The following is a 16,726-nucleotide window of genomic DNA, read 5'->3' as shown; positions in this document are numbered from 1 at the left end:
CGCGCCCGTCACTTCCAGTCGATCTGGCTCGGGCCCTGCGCGTACTCGGTGCTCGTCTGCCACGGCCAGGCATTGCTCAGGAACGGCGCGAGAGGCGGCAGCATCACCTGTTCGCCGGCTTGGGCCGCCAGATCGGCCATCGCCTTGCGCGTGCCGTCGGTGAGCAGCTCGGAATCCATGAGGTAGTAGTCGTTGAAGAACACCTTGCCGAGCGCGCGATCCGCCACGATGCGGGCGAGCAACTCCAGCATCTGCTGCGGCTTCGTCGTGAAGGCGGAGGTCTCCAGCAGCAGCAGGCGGGTGTTGATCGCCTCTCGCCCCATCTGCTGGGCGAGCAGCGTGAACAGGATGTTGTTGCGCCGGGTGACGTAGAGGGTGTTGGTGGCGGCATAGGTCCGCTCCCAATCGGCCCCCAGCATGCGCCGCCAGTCCTTCAGAACCGTGGTCCAGTGCTGGACCTGGGCAAGGCCGGCGATCTCGGTGGTCTTGCCGATCAGCGGGCGCAGCCCCTGCGCGAAGGCTTCCAACTCCGGATAGGTGAAGCTGCCCTTGGAGAGGCAGGCGTCGAGGAAGGCGATGTTGCGCGTGATGAGCTCGCGCAGCACCGTGCGCTGCTCCGGCGTGAGCTCGATGGCATCGAGGCTGCCGAGCGCCTCGTTCAGGCTGGCCCGATAGGCCGTCGCCGGAGCGCGCCAGGACGTGTCCCCGGCCGGATCGCGCACGGCGGTCGCGACGAGCTGGAAGATCGCCATGGAGCTGTGCGAGACCGACTTGACCAGCCGGTAGACCGGCGCCACCGGCGGCGCGACGATCGGCGCCTTCCCCGGCGGGTACAGGATCATCGAGCCGCCATCGCCGTTGAAGAGGCCGATGATGATCGGGCTCTGCTCACGCAGGTTGCGGATGAACTTCCTGAGATTGTTGTCGTAGATGCCGAACATGACGTTGTTCAGCTCTATGACCTTCCTTTCGGCCGCCGTCGCCTCCCGGCGCACCATGCCGTCGCCCAGAGCCTCGTCCAGCCGGCCGACATCGCCGGCCTGTGGCTGGCTGGGAGCGCCGGCCACGACGTCCATGAATCCCGGGACCTCCTGCGCGACCGCCGCGCCGGGGGCCGTCGCGGAGAGCAGCGCCGCAAGCAGCATGGCCCGATAATGGCGCGCACGGAGCGCTTTCACAGCGCATGTCATCTCGGTCATCCCCTCTTCGACTTGGTATCATGAAGGTTATTAAGATTCGAAATCAGCGGGCGAGCTGTTCTTCCTCCCACCAGCTGAAGAGGATGTCGCGCAGCGCTGCGCCATCGTCGTCATAGAGATCGCTGCGCTTGAGCTGGTCGAGCAGGGCCTGCTCGTCTTCGTCGAGCGGCACTTCGACGGTGGTGGTCCGGATCGGAGCGTTCACGAACTCGGCGACATAGGTGGAATCGCGCCGCAATTCCCTGTCGGCCTTGATCCTCTGCTGCCTGAAGTCCGCGACGGTCCGTTGCGTGCGCCAGACGGGCAGGACGGGGACCGCGGCGAGATCGGCCTCCGTCGCCTGAAGGATGCTGATCCTGGCCGGCTTCAGCGAGAAGTTGCTGGTGCGCATCACGTCGGCCCCGCAAATATTGGGCACGGCCAGCACGTCCATCAGGGCGAGGAAGTCGACATGGTCACCCGGCTTCGACGTCTGCCGGGTGATGTAGGGCCGCCCAGCGTCGTCAACGCCCGTCTCCATGAAGAGGTTGAAGGAGTCGTGGACGTCGTCTGGGGTCAAGCCGTATTCGCGCTGCGCCTCCGCCTGGATATCCTGACAGTTGGTGTGCGTGCAGTACCCGTAGACGGACTCGTAGAGATTGGCGCTGCAGCGCGGGAAGAGCACGTCGTTGGCCCCGGCCGTGTCCGCGGCGATGAACATCATCGCCCGTTCGCGCGGCGGCGCGGACCACAGGAAGTCGCCCTTCGTCGGATGCAGCCCGTGCAGCGTGCGGGTCCGACCGGCGTGGAAATATTCCTTGTAGTCGTGCAGATTGAAGCAGTTGAAATCGAGGCATTGGCCGCCGTCGATCTGCTCCAGGCGCAGGATCTGGCCCTTGCGGACCTCGAGCGCCTTGCCCGTGCCCGGCTCAAGGGCGAAGTCGAGAAGAATCTCTCGCGTCATCGGCTGCCCTCTACTCAACCGACGGCCAGGCTCGGGCGAGTTGCCGCGCCCTGCTCCGGCAGGTGGCGGGCCGCATAGCGCCTCAGCGCATGCCGGATGAGGGCGGCACGATCCTCCGCGAGGCCTTTGGCCAGGGTCCGATCGACGAGTTCGAGCTGCTGCTGGTTCAGCGCGATTGTGACAATGCGTGTTGCCATCCGGGATGCTCCTGCCTGCCTCGCGTTGAGGACCCATTCATGTATACGTGATTTAGGATCATATTGGCAATCATGAATTCGTTGCATGCGCGCGGACGGCGATGCTGCGCATACTTGCGCCTCGAGCGACTCTTGCGATATCCCGTGACCCATGGAAATCTCGTCGCGGTCCGACATTGCCTATCAGGCGCTCAGGCGCGCCATCATCGAGCAGGCGCTCGCGCCGGGAACCAAGCTGCGCGAGGACGAGATCGGCGCGCATTTCGGGATCAGCCGGACGCTGGTCAGGGCGGCCCTGATGCGGCTCAGCCAAGAGGGGCTGGTTGAGATCAAGCGCAAGCGGACGGCAACCGTCGCCATCCCGAGCCTCGACGAGGCGCGGGAAATCTTCGAGGTCCGGCATTGCCTGGAGCAGCAGATCGTCCAGCGCCTGACCGCCCATTGGCGGCCCGAGATGGGCGAGACGCTCGAGGCCCATGTGAACGAGGAGGAGGCCGCGGCCCAGCGCGGCGACACCGCCTCGGCAAGCCGGCTCGCGGGCGAGTTCCATATCGTCCTCGCGCGCCTCGCCGGCAATGCGCTGCTTGCGCGCTATCTTTCCGAGGTGGTCTCGCGCTGCTCCCTGATCCTCGCCGTCTATGGGCGACCGCATGTCGCCGAATGCGCGACCGCCGAGCACAGGAACGTGATCGCGGCGCTGCGCGCGCGCGATGCTGCGGCGTCCATCAGCATCATGAACGAGCATCTTCACGCCGTTGAGGCGCGGGCGCTGCCCAGGCCTCAGGAGGCCGAGGACGTCAGGATCTCCGATATTCTGGCGCGCTACAGCACGGCCGGGTGAGGCGCCCTTCCCTGGCTCGACGCCGGCGAGATGACGCGTCGCCGGGCTTCTCGCCGCCTTTCATGCCTCTCTCCTGATCTACCGAACCCCGGGCGGCGCATGGCGCCTCTCCGCATCCGGCCGACGATGCTCCCGGTCGCACTCCCGGCGTGTTTCGTGCATCGACGCGAAATCGGTGCCGATGCTTTTATGTGCATTTTCGGCAACGCGATGCACATATTGTATTCTTGAATATCAGAATCATGCATACGAGAATATTCGTCATTCAACGGAAGATGTGCGCGACATCGCGGGCATCTTCCCGTCCGATCGAGGGGCAATGACCAGCTCGCACACCCTCTTCGATTTCGCGGCGCTTACCGCCCGCCAACGCTACAAGCTGCTGATCGGCACCGTCGTGCCGCGCCCGATCGCGCTCGTCACCACGGTCGACGAGGAGGGGCGGGTGAACGCCGCGCCCTACAGCTTCTTCAATTGCCTCTCGGCCGATCCCGCGATCGTCGCGCTCGGGGTCGAGAACAAGCCGGACATGGCGTTCAAGGACACGGCGCGAAATATCCGGATGACCGAGGAATTCACGGTCAACATCGTGTCTGATGCCCTGGTCGAGCGCATGAACGTCTGCGCGGTCCCGTTTCCCGCGACGGTGGACGAGCTCGCGCAGGCGGGCCTCACCGCCGTTCCCGGCTCACAGATCAAATGTCCGCGGATCGGCGAAGCGCCGGCAAGCCTGGAATGCCGCCGCTACGTCACGCTCGAACTCGGCCGCTCCCGCGAGATCATTCTCGGTCAGGTGGTCGCGGCCCATATCCGCGAGGACGCCGTCGATCCCGAGAACCATTACGTGGATCAGGCGGCGATCGACGCGATCGGCCGCATGGGTGGGCACGGCTATGTACGGACCCGCGACTATTTCGACCTCCGCACGATGACGGCGGAGGATTGGGACAAGGCGCCGCCGCCGGTGCGGACGCCCGGCCCCGTCGAGGCCTGATGGATACGGCTCGCGCGGCGCATGGCCGCTTCCGGGGAGGGCCCGGCGATGCCGAAACGCAAGAATGACTCGCAAGGCGAAGAGCCAGCGAGGGCGGCGGTTTCCGGTCAGAGGGGAGTGACGAACATGACGGCAGCAGGGATCTCGCGGCGGAGCCTCGTCTTGGGGGCCACGACGGGCGCTGCGGCGCTCGCCTCGGCCGGATGGCCCGGCACGGCCGGCGCGGCAGACAAGCTCGTCGTCGGCGTCATCTATGTCGGCACGCGCGGCGATTTCGGCTGGAACCAGTCGCACGCCACGGCGGTCGAGGCCCTGAAGACGGTTCCGGGCGTTTCCGTCGTCGAAGAGGAGAACGTGCCCGAGACGCTCGCCGTGGCGAACACCATGAAGTCGATGATCGAGCTCGACGGCGCGAAGCTGATCTTCGGCACCTCATTCGGCTATTTCAATCCGTTCATGGTCGATATCGCCAGGCAGTACCCGGATGTGCAGCTCCGCCATCCCACGACGCTCTGGTCGGCCGACAAGCATCCCGCCAATCTCGGCGGCTATTTCGCCTATATGGACCAGGCGCATTACGTGAACGGCGTCGCCGCCGGGCTGTCCTCCAAGACCGGCAAGATCGGCTACGTGGCGGCGAAGCCCATCAGTCTCGTCCTGCGGACCATCAACAGCTTCATGCTGGGCGTGCGCAAGGGAAACCCTGGCGCGACCGTCAAGCTCATCTTCACCGGCGACTGGTCCCTGCCGGTGCGGGAGGCCGAGGCCGCGAACGCGCTCGCGAGCGCGGGCTGCGACGTCGTCGCCTGCCATGTCGACAGCCCCAAGGTCATCGTCGAGACGCTGGAGCGGCGCGGCGTGAAGAGCTGCGGCCACAACACCTCGCAGGCTGCCCTCGCACCCAAGGGCTTCATCACCGGCGCCGAAACCAAGTACGAGACGATCTACAAGGGCTTCGCGGAGCTGCTCGCCAGAGGCGAACCGCTGCCGAACGTCGCGATCGGCGGGTACGACAAGGACATGGTGACCAGCACGCCCTTCGGCGCGGGCGCGAGCGAGGAGGCACGCCGTGCCGCCACGGAAGCGATCGCGGCCCTGAGGGCGGGGCAGCCGATGTTTGCCGGCCCGATCAGGGACAACAAGGGCAACGTGATCGTCGCCCCGGGCAGCGCGCTGGGCAACTACGCGCCCGAGCTCGAGACCGCGAATTATCTCGTCGAGGGCATCGAGGGATCGGTCACCTGAGGTCAGCCGGACCGGAAGGCGGCCCGCTCTGCCTCCGCCCGGCTCCGCAAGGCAACGTCTGGAGCTATGGCGGCGAGATGGAAAGACCTGCGGTTTCCGGAGATCAAGCGACGCATGGCTCGGCGGGCTTCGCGATGCGGGGAGCGGACGAGCTCCGCCGGGCTGCCGAGTTCGTCGTCGTTCCCGCGCTCGCGCTCGCCATCTCGGCCGCGATCTTCTCGGCGATCCTGCTCGCCATGGGACAGTCGCCCGCCGCCTTCTTCCAGCTGCTCTGGCGGGGCGCATTCGGCACGGCCTTTTCCTGGCAGAACACGCTTCAGCGCGCAGCGCCACTGATCCTGACCGCGCTGTGCGTTGCGCTTCCCGCCCGCGCCGGTCTCATGATCATCGGTGGGGAGGGTGCTTTCGTCATGGGCGGGCTCGCCGCCGCAACCGCCGCCCTGCCGCTGCTCGGCTGGGCGCCCGCCCCTCTCGTCCTCCTGCTGATGGCGATCGCCGGAACGGCGGCCGGCGCGCTCTGGATCGGGCTGGTGGGCGTGCTCCGCCATCGGCGCGGCGTCAACGAGACCATCGCGAGCCTGCTCCTCGCCTATATCGCGGTCGCCGTGCTCTCCTTCCTGGTTGAAGGCCCCCTGCGCGACCCGGCCTCGCCCAACAAGCCGTCGACCCATCCGATCGGGGCAGAAACCATGCTCGGTCCGATCCCGGGCACCTCGGTGCACTGGGGTCTGGTGGCCGGCCTCATCGCGTGCCTGGCGGCCCATGTGCTGATCAGCCGGACGACAACCGGCTTCGCCATCCGGATCGCGGGCGGCAATCCGCACGCCGCGCTCGGCCAGGGTCTGCCGGTCGGGCGCCTGCTCGTGCTCTGCTGCCTGCTCGCGGGGGCGGCCGCCGGCCTTGCCGGCTTCTTCGACGTGGCGACGGTCCACGGCGCCGCCAATGTCTCTCTGGTGGCGGGCTACGGCTTCACCGGCATCCTCGTCTCGTTCCTCGCCCGCCACAACGCGCTCGCAATCCCGCCGGTCGCGATCCTCTTCGGCGGGCTCAGCGCCGCAGGAGGCCTGATCCAGCGGCGGCTCGGCCTCCCCGACGCGACGGTCGCGCTCCTCGAAGGCGTGATCTTCGTGACCCTCCTGACCAGCGAGACGCTCTATGGGCGCTTTGCGATCTTCCAGCCTCGCGGCGCGAGGCAGCGGCCATGACCGATGCCGGCCTTTTCGCGGTCCTCGTGGCCATGGTCGCCGGCGCGATCCGCGTGTCGACGCCCTTTCTCTTCGTCTCGCTCGGCGAATGCCTCACTGAGAAGTCGGGACGTGTGAATCTCGGGCTCGAGGGAACCCTCGTGCTCGGCGCGATGGTCGCCTTCGCCGTCTCCTACCATAGCGGCAATCCCTGGCTGGGCGTGGCTGCCGCTGCGGCGGCCGGCTTCGCCCTTGGTGCGCTCCACGGCGCGATCTGCCGCCTGCCGCGCGTCAACGATGTCGCAATCGGCATCGCGATGATGTCGTTCGGCACCGGTCTCGCCGTCTTCCTGGGCAAGCCCTACATCCAGCCGACTGCGCCCCGGCTTCCCTCGCTCCCGCTTGGCGATTGGCTGGGCATCCCGTCGCTCGCTCTCGCGCTCGACGTCAGCCCGCTCTTTCTCCTGGGCATCGCGCTGGCCTTTCTGCTCGACTGGGCGTTTCGCAACACTCGCGCCGGCCTCGTCGTCAGGGTCACGGGAGACGACGCGGCCGCGGCCCGCGCGCTCGGCATCGCCGTCGACCGCGTGCGCCTCGTCGCGACTGCGCTGGGCGGGGCGAGTGCCGGCATCGGCGGGGCCTTCCTGTCGCTCTTCTATCCCGGAAGCTGGAACGAGGGGCTGTCGTCGGGACAGGGGCTGATGGCGGTCGCGCTCGTGATCTTCGCCCGCTGGCAGCCACGGCGCTGCCTCGCCGCCTCGCTTCTCTTCGGCGCGGCCGGCGCGCTCGGACCGGCGCTCCAATCGATCGGCATCACCGCGGGCTATTATTTCTTCAACGCGGCTCCCTACATCCTGACCCTCCTCGTCATGGCCGGCACGGGCAGTGCCAGTCGCGCCGCCCGGCACGCGCCGGGCGAGCTCTCGATCACCCGGTGAGGGAGGCATGATGCCCGAGGCGTTCACCATTCCAGCCGCAAGGGGCGCAGCCCTCGAAGCCATCGGCCTGTCGAAGCGGTTCGGCGCGTTCCAGGCGCTCGACCGCGTCTCGCTCAAGGTCCCGGCCGGCGAGTTCCATGCGCTTTTGGGCGAGAACGGCGCCGGCAAGTCGACGCTCGTCAAATGCCTGATGGGCTTCCACCGCGCCGATGAAGGGGAGGTGCTGCTCGACGGCCGCGAGGCACGGATCCGCAATCCGCGCGAGGCGCAGGCGCTCGGCCTTGGCATGGTCTACCAGCACTTCACGCTGGTGCCCTCGCTGACGGGTGCCGAGAATCTCGTCATCGCGCGGCGCAACGCGCCCGCCGTCATCGACTGGGCAGCGGAGAGGCGACGGCTCGATGCCTTTCTCGACCGCACGCCGTTCCGCGTGCCGCTCGATCGGAACGTGGGCGCACTCTCGGCCGGGGAACGGCAGAAGCTCGAAATCCTGAAGCTGCTCTACCTCGACCAGCGCTTCATGATCCTGGACGAACCGACATCGGTGCTGACCCCGGCCGAGGCCGACGAGATGCTCGGGCATCTCAAGGCGATGGCCGAGCGCGGCGAGATCACCGTGCTGATGATCACCCACAAGTTTCGCGAGGTGAAGGCGTTCGCCGACGCCGTCACGATATTGCGGCATGGGCGGATCGCCGGCTCGGGGCGCGGGCTGACGACCCGGGAAATGGCCGCGATGATGGTCGGCGAAGCGCCCGGGCCGGACAAGGGCAAGGCGGTGCAGCCGCTCAGGCGCGAGATGCCGCGGTCGCACGAGCCTGCGCTGGAGCTCGCCGGGCTCTTCGCCGAGGACGGGGACGGCAGACCGGCCTTGCGCGGCGTGAGCCTTAAAGTCGCTGCGGGCGAGATCGTGGGTTTGGCCGGGGTCTCCGGGAACGGACAGAACGCGTTGGTCGAGGCCTGCTGCGGACAGCGGCCGCTGACGGATGGGCAGATCTTCGTGAACGGGCGCGATTTCGTGCCGACGCGGCGCGCCTTCGACGAAGCCGGCATGTTCGTCGTGCCGGAGGAGCCGCTGCGGAACGCTGCCGTCTTCGGAATGTCGATCGCCGACAACATCGCCTTTCGGCGTTTCGAGAAGCCGCCCCTCAGCCGGCGCGGCTGGTGGCTCGATCGTCGCGCGATCAGCGCGGCCGGCCGCGAGCTGATGGCGCGCTTCCGTGTCGCCGGCCCCTCGCCCGACGCTCCGATCGGAGCGCTGTCAGGCGGCAATGTGCAGAGAGCGGTGCTCGCGCGCGAACTCTCCTCCGAGCGGATCTCCGTGCTCGTCGTCGCCAATCCCTGCTTCGGCCTCGACTTCGCCTCGGCCGCGGACATCCGTGCGCGCATCGTCGAGGCACGGAACAACGGTGCGGCGGTCCTCCTCGTCTCCGAGGATCTCGACGAGGTGCTCGAGCTTGCCGACACGGTCGCAGTGATCTCGAACGGCCGGATCACCTACAAGGCGCCGATCGCCCATGTCGATCGCGGCAGCCTGGGAGTGTATTTGGCCGGTGGATCCGACGGCTAGGCTTGCTCTCGGGATCGCCGGAAAATCACCGGCGTGTCGGGGTCGCGCCACGAGCTAACCTTGGCGCATTGCCCGAAAGCGGACCCCAACGATTCAGGGACCTGCCGGACGTCGGTGGCGCAATGCCTCGACGATCACCTTGAAGGCCGGGAGATTCTGTCGGCGGCTGGGATAATAGAGGAAATAGCCGTCGAAGAAGGGCGACCAGTCGTCCAGCACCTGGACCAGTTCGCCCGATGCGACCTGACGCTCCACGATATCGTTCGGTACGTAGGCGATGCCGTAGCCGTTCACCGCCGCATCGATCATGGCGTAGGAATTGTTGAAGGTGAGCTGACCGCCGACCCGGACGCGCAGCTCCTGTCCATCCTTCTCGAATTCCCAGGTATAGAGTCCGCCGGCTGTCTCGTGGCGCATGTTGATGCAGACGTGCCGGACCAGATCCTGCGGATGTTGCGGTACGCCGTGCATGTCGAGATACGCAGGCGATGCCACGGCCACCAGCCGCCAGTCCGGGCCGATCCGCACGGCGATCATATCCTTCTCGACGCTCTCGCCCAGCCTGACACCGGCGTCGAAACCCTCCTCGACGATGTTGCGGAAGGTGCTGTCGAGGATCAGCTCGACATGGATGTCGGGATAGTCCCGGAGGATCGGCTTCAGCTTCGGCCAGACGACGCTTTCGAGGGCGTGGTCGGAGAGCGTCAGCCTGATCGAGCCCGACGGCTTGTCACCCAGCGCCGTCAGCGCCGCGATCTCGTCCTCGATTTCGGCGATCCGCGGCGTGATGGTCTGGAGCAGGCGCTCGCCGGCGACGGTCGTCGCGACGTTGCGCGTGGTGCGGGTTAGAAGGCGAACGCCCATGCGCTCTTCGAGTTGCTTGATGGCGTAGCTGATCGTCGACTGCGCGACGCCGATCTTCGCCGCCGCCCGGGTGAAGCTGTGCTCCTCGGCGACGACCTGAAACCACCTGAGCTGGTTGAGATCGGTCTTGTCCATAAGGCTTCCCGGTTCTGGCGCAGGCGAGATTAATCGATTTCATCGATTAGTTCATTCAAATTCAGACGGGTAATCGTTCGAAGGTTGAACCGCTATTTTGCACTGCAGCAACGGATGCAGGAGCGAAGCAACATGGCGGTCACCGCCGTATCGCATGAAGGAACCAAGTCGATCGCCTCCTGGGGCGCCGTCCTCTCGATGGCGCTTTGCGTGGCGCTGCTGATCGCCTCGGAGTTCATGCCGGTCAGCCTGCTGACGCCAATGGCCGAAGGACTGCGCGCGACCGAGGGTCAGACCGGACAGGCGATCTCGATCAGCGGTCTCTTCGCGGTCGCGGCGAGCATGATCATCACCACCGCCGCCGGGACGCTGAACCGCAAATGGATCCTGGTCGCAATGACCGCCTTCATGTTGGTCTCGCTGCTACTGGTCGCAGTCGCCCCGAACTTCGCCGTCCTGATGCTCGGTCGCGCCCTGCTCGGAATCTGCATCGGCGGTTTCTGGGCCTTGGCGACGGCCGTTATCATGCGGCTGGTTCCGGAGAGCGAGGTGCCGCGCGCCCTGGCGCTGATGTATGGCGGCCAGGCCATCGCGGCGGCCTTCGCCGCGCCCGTCGGCAGCTATCTAGGCGGCCTGTTCGGCTGGCGCTCCGTGTTCTGGGCGCTGACGCCGATCGTCGCCGTCAACCTCGTCTGGCATCTGCTCGCGTTGCCCTCACTCCCGGCGCGCCAGCGGCAGGATGTCCGGACCATGCTCGGCCTGCTGAAGCGCCCGTATTTCCTGCGCGGCCTCGTCGCCTCGATGCTGTCCTGGGGCTCGGCCTTCACGATGTTCACCTATCTGCGCCCGTTCCTGGAGCTGGTGACGGGGGCGGATGTGACGACGCTCTCCATCCTGCTGCTGGTGCTCGGTTGCGCCGGCTTCGTCGGAACCTGGGCTTCCGGTCGGTTTCTGAGCGGCAGCGTGGCGCCTCTCCTCAGGCTTCCCGCGCTGCTGATGGGCGGCTGCACGCTCGGCCTCCTGCTGCTTGGCGGCTCGGTCGTCGCGGCCGGGGTCTTCCTGGCGGTTTGGGGCGCCATGAACACCGCCATGTCGGTGATCTGGATGACCTGGATGTCGCAGAACGCAGACGATGCGCCGGAGGCCGCCGGCAGCCTGATGGTCGCCGCGATCCAGGCCTCGATCCTGCTCGGGGCCGTCGTCGGCGGGATGCTGCTCGATGGCCTGTCGATCTTCGCGACCTTCATGGGGAGCCTGATCCTGGCCGCCATCGGCGTTGCGCTGATCGGCAACGGTCGACGCCTGCTGAAGCCCGAATAGTCACGGAAGAACGGGAGATATCGATGGATACCAATACAGCCCCGGCGTCGACCACACGCCTGGACCGTCGCGATCTGATGAAACTGACCGGTGCGGGCGCCGCCGTCTTGGCAGCCGCCCCTCTCTTCAACCTCTCCAACGCAAAGGCTCAGAGCATGCCAGCGGACTGGGACAAGACCTTCCCGAAGAGCGAGAAGGTCGATCACCAGAAGGTCTCCTTCAGGAATCGCTACGGCATCACCCTGGCGGGCGATCTGTACCTGCCCAAGGACCGGGCCGGCCGGCGGCTGGCGGCGCTGGCCGTCGGCGGCCCATTCGGCGCGGTGAAGGAGCAGTCATCGGGGTTGTATGCGCAGACGATGGCGGAGCGCGGATTCGTCACGCTGGCCTTCGATGCATCCTTCACCGGCGAAAGCGGTGGCGAGCCCCGCAACGTTGCCTCGCCGGATATCAACACCGAGGATTTCAGTGCCGCCGTCGACCATCTCGGGCTTCTTCCCTCCGTCGACCGCGAGCGGATCGGCGTCATCGGCATTTGCGGCTGGGGTGGCATGGCCTTGAATGCGGTCGCCGTGGACAAGCGGGTCAAGGCCGTCGTCGCCAGCACCATGTACGACATGACCCGCGTGATGTCGAAAGGCTACAACGACAGCGTGACTCTCGAACAGCGCACGCAGGCGCTGGAGCACCTAAGCCGGCAGCGTTGGGATGACGCCGCGAACGGAACCCCGGCCTACCAGCCGCCCTACAACGATCTGAAGGGCGGCGAGGCGCAGTTCCTGGTCGACTACCACGACTATTACCGGACGCCGCGCGGATACCACCCGCGTGCGGTCAACTCGGGCCATTCCTGGACCCGGACGACGCCGCTCTCGTTCATGAACATGCCGCTCCTGACCTACATCAAGGAGATCTCGCCACGCCCGGTCCTGCTGATCCACGGCGAAAAGGCCCATTCGCGCTACTTCGGCGAAACCGCCTATGCAGCCGCAGCCGAACCCAAGGAACTGATGATCATCCCGGGAGCCAGCCACGTCGATCTCTATGACAAGGTCGACGCGATCCCGTTCGACAAGTTGGCCAGCTTCTTCAACCGACACCTCGCCGCCTGACGAAAGCCGGGATCGAAGGAAGTGGCGGCGATCCGAGCGCAACCACTTCCCTTGGCAAGGAGTGCATCGAATGACACCGGGCACAAACCTTCGTCGCGCCTTGGGCGGCTTGACTTCCGGGTCTTCGCCCATTTCGGCCCTGGCAAATATCCGTTCAAGCTGGCATCGCCCGCGGTGCGTTCCGCGAGCGAGCGTTTCAATGAAGACAGCGTCAGCCGACCCAAATCGGGCGGTAGCCATTTCGCAGGGCAGCGATGGCACTGGCGGCCACAAGCATGGTACCGCGCTCCGCGTCCGTCACCGGATCGATGCAGACACGAAATGACCCGTAGGCGCCGTCGGCCTCGATGGCGAATCTGCGCTGCTCCCCGTCGCCAACCGCGACGTGATCGACCGGCGTCCGGTCCAGGCCGCGCGAGGCGAAGGCGGCGGTGGCAATGACGTTCACGCCACGGCTCCTGCCTACGACGGAGCGCGCATCATCGATCACCCCCGACGCGACCGGATTCGACGCCGTGCAAGCCAAGATCGAAACAGTCGAGTCGGGGTCGACCGCCATGGCGGAAAGCGCGTCCAACCCGCCGATCGCGCCCGGCAGCAATCGCAGGCGATGCCCCGTCTGCCCCGCGACCTCGCGCAGATCCCGTTCGAGCGCCGGGGAGACGAGGGCCGCGGCCCCGACCGTCCAGACGTCGGCAAGACGGAGAAGATCGGCTCCGTAAGCGTTGAGTGCGCTCGGCCCGGTGAAGTCGATCAGAAGGTCCGGCGCCAATGCGCCGATTTCGGCAAGCGTGTCGACAACAGGGAAATCCGCCTTTTCGGCGGCTGCGACATTCCGCTTGAGGACACCGACGACTTGCCAGTGCGCATCATCCTCCGCCGTCCGCAGGCTCAGGAATGTCCTGGCGATACGACCCAGCCCGACAAGACCCACACGAAGCATCGTTCCACCCTCGCGCTCGGAGGAAAATTCTCCGGAGGCGCGACACGCCGCCGGGTGCCCGCGATCGGCCGATCGCTGATGACCGCCGCGGCTATCTCTCGAAGGCCGGGTCGATCGGCACGCGATACCCGTTCACCAGTCGGTTGGTTTCATTCGCCATGCCGACGACCGCAATCAGTTCCTGGAACTGTTCAGGCGTCATGCCCGCCTTGGCGGCGGCGGCGCTGTGGCTCGCGATGCAGTAGCCGCAATTATTGGTCACGCTGACGGCGACGTAGATCATTTCCTTGACGAGTGGGTCGAGCGCGCCCGGCGCCATCACCTCCCGGACGCTGTCCCACGTCCGGCGCAGGGTCTTCTCGTCATTGGCGAGGTATTTCCAGAAATTGTTGACGTCGTCGAGCTTTCGCGCCGACTTGATCTCGTCATAGACGGCTTTCACCGCATCGCTGGCTTCGCTGTATTCGATCGCTTTCGGGCGAGGCATCGGCTGTCTCCAAGGGTTCATGCGGCCGGATTGCTTTCGGGGCCGTCACGCGGCCGCGACGACCATGATCTCGACGAGGATATCGGGGTAGGCCATGTCGCCCGTGACGCAGGCGCGCGCCGGCGCATTATCCGGATCGACCCAGCCGTCCCAGACCTCGTTCATGGCCTTGTAGTCGTCCATCGACTTCAGCCAGATGATGCTCGACAGGATCTTGGTGCGGTCACTGCCGCATTGCGCGAGCATGTCGTCGACCTTCGCCAGCGCCTGGGCGGTCTGGCCGGCCACGGAGACCGAGCGGTCATCCGCCACCTGCCCCGCGAGATAGACCGTGCCGTTATGCACCACGGCGCGGCTTCGGCGCCCGTTCGAATCGGCTCTCTTGATCAGCATGGATATCTCCGCGCGGGTTGGCGTCGTTAGGAGCGGTTGACGATCGGGGGCGGATCGAAGGCGGTCACGGGCGGCACATCGCCGTCGTGGCGCTCGATCTCGACGAGGCAGGATTGCGCGCTCGGCCCCTGCCCCAGGCGCGACGTCCCCAGATCATGGGTCAGGACGTTGGGGTTGCCGTGCTTTTCGAGGCTCCCGGAGACACCCGGCATCGCCGGGTCGAACCAGGCGCCGGTGGCGAGCTGCAGGACGCCGGGGCGAACCGCCTCGGACAGCACCGCCGCCGCAAGGCAGGCGCCGCGTTCGTTGAACAGGCGGACAATGTCGCCGTCGCCGATCCCGCGAGCCTTCGCATCTACCGGATGAATCCGGACCGGCTCGCGCCCCCGGATCTTGGCGGCGCGGGAATGCGAGCCCTGATCGTATTGGCTGTGGAGCTTGGTCTTGGGCTGGTTGGAGATCAGATGCAGGGGGAAGCGCGCCGCCTTGCCGGCGCCGAGCCATTCCCGCGGCTCGAGCCAGGCCGGGTGGCCCGGGCAATCGTCGTAGCCGAATGAGGCGATCCTGTCGGACCAGATCTCGATCCGGCCGGACGGCGTCGGCAGGGCGTTGGCGGCAGGGTCCTGCCGGAACGCCTCGAACAGGGATGGCTGCCGTTCCGGCTCCGGGAAGAGCAGCGCCCCCTCCTCCCAGAAGGTCTCGAAATCGGGCGGGTTGAAACCCAGCCCCGCGAGACGCTCCTGCGCCGTCTCGTAGAGGAAGCGCAGCCACGCCTCCTCGGCCCGCCCCTCGGTGAAGGTCGCTTCCGCGCCCAGCGCGGCAGCCAGCGCACCGAAGATATCGTAGTCGTTCCGGGCCTGCCCGAACGGCGCGGCGACCCGGTGCGAAGCCGCGAGAAGGCGATCGCGGCTGGAGCAGACGATATCGTTGCGTTCGAGCTGGGTGGTCACCGGCAGGACGATATCGGCATGGCGGGCGAGTGGATTCCACCAGCTCTCATGGACGATCGTCACCTCCGGCCGCTTCCAGGCTTCGAGGAAGCGGTTGAGGTCCTGATGGTGATGGAAGGGGTTGCCGCCGGCCCAGTAGACGAGGCGGATATCGGCATAGCGCCGCTCCTGCCCGTTGAACTGATAGGGTTCTCCCGGCTTCAGCAGCAGGTCCGAGATCCGCGCCACCGGGATGTAGTCGTCGACGCCGCTGCTCCCCTGCGAGAAGGACGGCCAGGCGAGGTCGAGGATCGGGTTGCCGATGCCGTTGACCGAACCGTAGCCGATGCCGAAGCCCCCGCCGGGCAGGCCGATCTGGCCGAGCATCGCGGCAAGCGTGATCGCCATCCAGCAGGGCTGCTCGCCATGATCCGCACGCTGCACCGCCCAGGCCAGCATGATCATGGTCCGCTGGGCCGCCATCCTGCGGGCGAGGCTCCTGATCGCTTCTGCATCGATGCCGCAGATCGCGGCCGCCCACTCCGCCGTCTTCGCGACGCCGTCGCTCTCGCCCGAGAGATAGGGCAGGAATTTGTCGAAACCGGTGGTGCAGCGCGCGAGGAAGGCCTTGTCGTGCAGCCCCTCGCTCCAGAGTGTGTGGGCGACGCCGAGCATCAGCGCGGTATCGGTATTGGGCGCGATCGGCAGCCAGGTGGCACCGAAACGCTCCTCGACATCGTCCCGGATCGGCGTGACCGATATGAGCTCGCCTCCGTTCGCCGCGAAGGCTTCCAGGCTCTCGGCCAGGATGTGGCGGCCGATCCCGCCCGAGCTCACCTGCGAATTCTTCAGCGGCAGGCCACCGAACATCACCAGCATCCGGGCGTGGCGGATGATGACGGGCCATGAAGTGTGATCGGTGACGAGCCCGCGGCGGTCGCCGACGACATGCGGTACGATCGCATCGGCGGCGGCATAGCTGTAATTGCCGACGGAGCGGGTATAGCCGCCGATGGCGTTGAGGAAGCGGTGGATCTGGCTCTGGGCGTGATGGAAGCGCCCCGCGCTGGCCCAGCCATAGGAGCCGCCGAAGATCGCGCCGTTGCCGTGCTCCTTGCGGACCCGGTCGAGCTCGCCGGCAGCGATGGCGATGGCTTCGGGCCAGTCCACGGCGACGAAGGGCTCCGCGCCGCGCCCTGCCCCCGTCGCGCGATGGCCCTTTTCGAGGAAGGAGGCCCGGATCATCGGCTTCTCGATCCGCGTGGGATCATCGAGCGCGCCGATCATCGACCGGGCGATGGGAGAGGGCGCCGGGTCCTGCTCGAAGCCTTCCAGCTCGGCGGGCCGGCCCTCGGACATCCGCACGCGATAGGTGCCCCAATGGGTGGCGACGGTCGGTCGTGCAGGTGTCTTCAACATCGTCGTCACCCCG

Annotated in this window: 16 protein-coding genes; 8 read left to right on the top strand and 8 right to left on the bottom strand. The window is 66.8% G+C overall.

What is annotated here, in order from left to right:
- Positions 1-8: 8 nt before the first annotated feature.
- From GY40_RS14670 to GY40_RS27990, 3 genes are read right to left on the bottom strand one after another with little or no spacing between them, the layout of a single operon-like run.
- Positions 9-1,199 carry a hypothetical protein gene (locus GY40_RS14670; RefSeq protein ID WP_051988064.1) on the bottom strand — a complete coding sequence of 397 codons (1,191 nt, stop codon included), beginning with the start codon at positions 1,197-1,199 and terminating at the stop codon, positions 9-11.
- Between the two features lie 43 nt (positions 1,200-1,242).
- Positions 1,243-2,142: a DUF1989 domain-containing protein gene (locus tag GY40_RS14665; RefSeq protein WP_038363398.1), complete on the bottom strand. Its 900-nt coding sequence runs from the start codon at positions 2,140-2,142 to the stop codon at positions 1,243-1,245.
- Positions 2,143-2,156: 14 nt separating this feature from the next.
- Positions 2,157-2,339 carry a ribbon-helix-helix domain-containing protein gene (locus tag GY40_RS27990; protein ID WP_038363396.1) on the bottom strand — a complete coding sequence of 61 codons (183 nt, stop codon included), beginning with the start codon at positions 2,337-2,339 and terminating at the stop codon, positions 2,157-2,159.
- A 151-nt stretch (positions 2,340-2,490) separates the two neighbouring features.
- Here GY40_RS27990 and GY40_RS14655 point away from each other — a divergent pair, with 151 nt between their 5' ends.
- From GY40_RS14655 to GY40_RS14630, 6 genes are all read left to right on the top strand, one after another.
- Positions 2,491-3,180, top strand: coding sequence for a GntR family transcriptional regulator (locus GY40_RS14655; protein WP_038363394.1), 690 nt, complete (start codon positions 2,491-2,493; stop codon positions 3,178-3,180).
- Positions 3,181-3,499: 319 nt separating this feature from the next.
- Complete coding sequence (locus tag GY40_RS14650) at positions 3,500-4,174, top strand: flavin reductase family protein (RefSeq protein ID WP_051988062.1); 675 nt, start codon at positions 3,500-3,502, stop codon at positions 4,172-4,174.
- Positions 4,175-4,300: 126 nt separating this feature from the next.
- The gene (locus GY40_RS14645; RefSeq protein WP_081925407.1) at positions 4,301-5,419 is read left to right on the top strand and encodes a BMP family ABC transporter substrate-binding protein; all 1,119 of its coding nucleotides are present in this window, start codon (positions 4,301-4,303) and stop codon (positions 5,417-5,419) included.
- A 134-nt stretch (positions 5,420-5,553) separates the two neighbouring features.
- Positions 5,554-6,624, top strand: a complete 1,071-nt coding sequence (locus GY40_RS14640) for an ABC transporter permease (protein WP_248311171.1) — start codon at positions 5,554-5,556, stop codon at positions 6,622-6,624.
- Positions 6,621-7,541 carry an ABC transporter permease gene (locus GY40_RS14635; protein WP_038363389.1) on the top strand — a complete coding sequence of 307 codons (921 nt, stop codon included), beginning with the start codon at positions 6,621-6,623 and terminating at the stop codon, positions 7,539-7,541. Before GY40_RS14640 ends, GY40_RS14635 begins: the two co-directional genes overlap by 4 nt.
- A 10-nt stretch (positions 7,542-7,551) precedes the next feature.
- On the top strand, positions 7,552-9,111 hold the full coding sequence (locus tag GY40_RS14630) for an ABC transporter ATP-binding protein (RefSeq protein WP_156115961.1): 1,560 nt from the start codon (positions 7,552-7,554) through the stop codon (positions 9,109-9,111).
- 93 nt (positions 9,112-9,204) lie between these two features.
- Here GY40_RS14630 and GY40_RS14625 read toward each other — a convergent pair whose 3' ends face one another.
- A complete protein-coding gene (locus GY40_RS14625; protein ID WP_038363385.1) occupies positions 9,205-10,110 on the bottom strand; it encodes a LysR family transcriptional regulator in 906 nt (301 codons plus the stop codon).
- 132 nt (positions 10,111-10,242) lie between these two features.
- Here GY40_RS14625 and GY40_RS14620 point away from each other — a divergent pair, with 132 nt between their 5' ends.
- On the top strand, positions 10,243-11,430 hold the full coding sequence (locus GY40_RS14620; RefSeq protein WP_051988060.1) for an MFS transporter: 1,188 nt from the start codon (positions 10,243-10,245) through the stop codon (positions 11,428-11,430).
- Positions 11,431-11,507: 77 nt separating this feature from the next.
- Positions 11,508-12,542, top strand: coding sequence for an alpha/beta hydrolase (locus GY40_RS14615; RefSeq protein WP_248311195.1), 1,035 nt, complete (start codon positions 11,508-11,510; stop codon positions 12,540-12,542).
- Between the two features lie 211 nt (positions 12,543-12,753).
- On the opposite strand, the gene GY40_RS14610 is transcribed toward GY40_RS14615, so the two are convergent.
- The 4 genes from GY40_RS14610 to GY40_RS14595 form a co-directional block, all read right to left on the bottom strand.
- On the bottom strand, positions 12,754-13,485 hold the full coding sequence (locus tag GY40_RS14610; protein ID WP_081925406.1) for a DUF108 domain-containing protein: 732 nt from the start codon (positions 13,483-13,485) through the stop codon (positions 12,754-12,756).
- A 91-nt stretch (positions 13,486-13,576) separates the two neighbouring features.
- Positions 13,577-13,972, bottom strand: a complete 396-nt coding sequence (locus GY40_RS14605) for a carboxymuconolactone decarboxylase family protein (protein WP_038363377.1) — start codon at positions 13,970-13,972, stop codon at positions 13,577-13,579.
- Positions 13,973-14,017: 45 nt separating this feature from the next.
- The gene (locus tag GY40_RS14600; protein ID WP_038363375.1) at positions 14,018-14,365 is read right to left on the bottom strand and encodes a RidA family protein; all 348 of its coding nucleotides are present in this window, start codon (positions 14,363-14,365) and stop codon (positions 14,018-14,020) included.
- 26 nt (positions 14,366-14,391) lie between these two features.
- Entirely contained in the window at positions 14,392-16,713 is a 2,322-nt protein-coding gene (locus GY40_RS14595) for a molybdopterin-dependent oxidoreductase (protein WP_038364268.1), read from the bottom strand.
- Positions 16,714-16,726 lie beyond the last annotated feature (13 nt).

It is taken from the genome of Allobosea sp. UNC402CLCol (genome assembly GCF_000745475.1).
GTDB classification, from domain to species: domain Bacteria; phylum Pseudomonadota; class Alphaproteobacteria; order Rhizobiales; family Beijerinckiaceae; genus Allobosea; species Allobosea spartocytisi.
Note: the sequence above shows the minus strand (reverse complement) of the source record. Positions and strands in the feature narration are given on the sequence as shown.

What these genes read in the sequence shown, in the direction of transcription:
- GY40_RS14625 (WP_038363385.1), bottom strand. Translation starts at nt 10,110, where the DNA reads ATGGACAAGACCGATCTCAACCAGCTCAGGTGGTTTCAGGTCGTCGCC.
- GY40_RS14665 (WP_038363398.1), bottom strand. Translation starts at nt 2,142, where the DNA reads ATGACGCGAGAGATTCTTCTCGACTTCGCCCTTGAGCCGGGCACGGGC.
- GY40_RS14600 (WP_038363375.1), bottom strand. Translation starts at nt 14,365, where the DNA reads ATGCTGATCAAGAGAGCCGATTCGAACGGGCGCCGAAGCCGCGCCGTG.
- GY40_RS14655 (WP_038363394.1), top strand. Translation starts at nt 2,491, where the DNA reads ATGGAAATCTCGTCGCGGTCCGACATTGCCTATCAGGCGCTCAGGCGC.
- GY40_RS14615 (WP_248311195.1), top strand. Translation starts at nt 11,508, where the DNA reads ATGAAACTGACCGGTGCGGGCGCCGCCGTCTTGGCAGCCGCCCCTCTC.
- GY40_RS14630 (WP_156115961.1), top strand. Translation starts at nt 7,552, where the DNA reads ATGCCCGAGGCGTTCACCATTCCAGCCGCAAGGGGCGCAGCCCTCGAA.
- GY40_RS14610 (WP_081925406.1), bottom strand. Translation starts at nt 13,485, where the DNA reads ATGCTTCGTGTGGGTCTTGTCGGGCTGGGTCGTATCGCCAGGACATTC.
- GY40_RS14620 (WP_051988060.1), top strand. Translation starts at nt 10,243, where the DNA reads ATGGCGGTCACCGCCGTATCGCATGAAGGAACCAAGTCGATCGCCTCC.
- GY40_RS14640 (WP_248311171.1), top strand. Translation starts at nt 5,554, where the DNA reads ATGCGGGGAGCGGACGAGCTCCGCCGGGCTGCCGAGTTCGTCGTCGTT.
- GY40_RS14605 (WP_038363377.1), bottom strand. Translation starts at nt 13,972, where the DNA reads ATGCCTCGCCCGAAAGCGATCGAATACAGCGAAGCCAGCGATGCGGTG.
- GY40_RS14635 (WP_038363389.1), top strand. Translation starts at nt 6,621, where the DNA reads ATGACCGATGCCGGCCTTTTCGCGGTCCTCGTGGCCATGGTCGCCGGC.
- GY40_RS14645 (WP_081925407.1), top strand. Translation starts at nt 4,301, where the DNA reads ATGACGGCAGCAGGGATCTCGCGGCGGAGCCTCGTCTTGGGGGCCACG.
- GY40_RS14670 (WP_051988064.1), bottom strand. Translation starts at nt 1,199, where the DNA reads ATGACCGAGATGACATGCGCTGTGAAAGCGCTCCGTGCGCGCCATTAT.
- GY40_RS14595 (WP_038364268.1), bottom strand. Translation starts at nt 16,713, where the DNA reads ATGTTGAAGACACCTGCACGACCGACCGTCGCCACCCATTGGGGCACC.
- GY40_RS14650 (WP_051988062.1), top strand. Translation starts at nt 3,500, where the DNA reads ATGACCAGCTCGCACACCCTCTTCGATTTCGCGGCGCTTACCGCCCGC.
- GY40_RS27990 (WP_038363396.1), bottom strand. Translation starts at nt 2,339, where the DNA reads ATGGCAACACGCATTGTCACAATCGCGCTGAACCAGCAGCAGCTCGAA.